Below are 1932 nucleotides of genomic sequence, written 5' to 3'. Positions count from 1 at the left end.
CCTCCCGATGGATAAGCCCGGACCCTGCCGGGTTTGAGCTTATAAACCCGATGGAGTCCGACGGAGAGGGTGGATGGCAGCCTAAGCAGAGCTACTCTGTCATAGAGGCTACCAACTGGTATTCCTATACGAGTAATAATCCGGTGCTTTATGTGGACCCGACTGGGGAATTCATGTCACCCAGTAAGATAAAGGGCTACGCGAGAAATATGATAGCAGGTGTTGCAGCTATGGGGGTACTAGCCGTTGCAGATGCTGCAGGCCAGGTTGGAAACTTTGTTAGCAACCTGGTAACTGGCGATGTGGAGGTTAGCGGCAGTATCGGCCTGCAGGCAGGTGGTGGGCTGATTGGTGGAACCTTGGAAGTCAGTAAGGATGGGGTAAATTTCACCCCAAGTAGTAGCATGACTCCTGAAGGAGCGTTTGAGGCCCTGCAGGATTTTGCGGGCATGCCTATAACAATAGGAGTTGATGGGATTGAAACCACCTTTGATGCCAAAGTTGTGAAAGTAGGTGTTTCGCTTACCAACGATGGTGGCGAGACCATGACCCTGGGGATTGAAGCTGGCGCGGACCTCTTTGACGCTCTAGGCGTAAAGGCGGGTGTTGGAGTGGAGGCCTCTACCCAAGATGGGCCTTTTGCAACATTGATGAATGGAAAGTCGGAAGGTATGAATGAAGGTGCAGGGTGGGCGATAGGAGTTACAAAGCCAGAATCGTGGCTACAGTAAAACTCTTCGTGAAAGTGCCTTATAACTTGATGTTCTTTCTTCTCCTGCTTGTTTTCTCTGGATGCTCGCAGAGAAGAGAAGTCAAGCTGAACGAGACACACGAAGCAGCTTATCAGATGTCCCAGGAAGGACGTCACTCAGAGGCTGCCAAGTATCTAGAATCGGAAATCAAAGAACCCAAAAGGGATGCTAAGTATTATTTTTATCACGGGGTATATCTACAACGAGATGATCCTATCTACAATGTGAAGCGATTTCTTGCTGATTTCCAGAAGGCCTATGAGCTTAAACCTGATAGATATGAAGTAGTTTTGATGCTAGGTGGTGCTTACAGCTTGACTGACGATGTTGAGAATTCTATTCTCTATTTGGAAAAAGCAGTCGAACTCTTTGATGACACCTCTCCGATAGGTCATCCTTATGGCGGTCTTGCAGCTTCCTATTATCGTGTTGGCGAGTATGAGAAAGCCTACGAGGTAAACGGGAAGGCCATAGAGCTTTCACCCGATAACGCTTGGTACTATAATCGCAAGGGTCTTATACTCTCCCAATTAGAAGGTCTAGAACCCCTGATGGAATACTATCAGAAGGCCGTGGAGATGGACCCGGACGAGATTGAATTCCCAAAGTACTACGGCAACCGTCTTATCGAGATGGAATACGATGAAATGGCAATAGAGCATTTCAACAGCTTCCTGGCAAAGGATGAGAACGCCAGTTGGTGTTATGCCGATTTGGGATACATCAAGATGGTCCAGGGCGATTGGGAGGGTGGCAAGGAACTACTAGATAAGGCTGAATCAATCATAAGTAATGACACACTCACGCATATGTACATGGCCTTCTACGAGTATTTTCATGGCAAACTCTCTAGAGCCTACGACTACTATGTGAAATATCGGCTTAGCTTGGAGAAATACACACTGATATACAGGCCAAAGTCAGTGGAAGAGTTTGAAAAATTCTTTGCAAAACAAGTATTATTTCAACGCTTGCAGAAGGAAAATGCAAAGCAAGAAGCTGCAAGCTACAGCACAAGTCCCTAATTCGCCACAAGGAAACCTCGCGGCCCGTGCAAGTAGTGACCCCTAGTGGGGGGTGGCCACCGATTAGTCGGCACAAAGTCCCTCGCGGCCCCCTCGCCAGGCCGCCCTTAGGCCATCCATGGCCATGGGGCTAAACAGAACACGCCTTATTTTCA

General features: G+C 48.2%; 2 protein-coding genes. Both read left to right on the top strand.

What is annotated here, in order from left to right; genetic code table 11:
• Positions 1 to 731 (top strand): RHS repeat-associated core domain-containing protein (locus S1OALGB6SA_RS10135; RefSeq protein ID WP_195910289.1); only part of this gene is annotated, 731 nt, incomplete at its 5' end.
• Positions 689 to 1777, top strand: a complete 1089-nt coding sequence (locus S1OALGB6SA_RS03960) for a tetratricopeptide repeat protein (RefSeq protein ID WP_124032631.1) — start codon at positions 689 to 691, stop codon at positions 1775 to 1777. The genes S1OALGB6SA_RS10135 and S1OALGB6SA_RS03960, both read left to right, overlap by 43 nt.
• Positions 1778 to 1932 lie beyond the last annotated feature (155 nt).

It is taken from the genome of Olavius algarvensis spirochete endosymbiont (genome assembly GCA_900608495.1).
GTDB lineage: Bacteria > Spirochaetota > Spirochaetia > DSM-2461 > DSM-2461 > UBA2779.
Note: the sequence above shows the minus strand (reverse complement) of the source record. Positions and strands in the feature narration are given on the sequence as shown.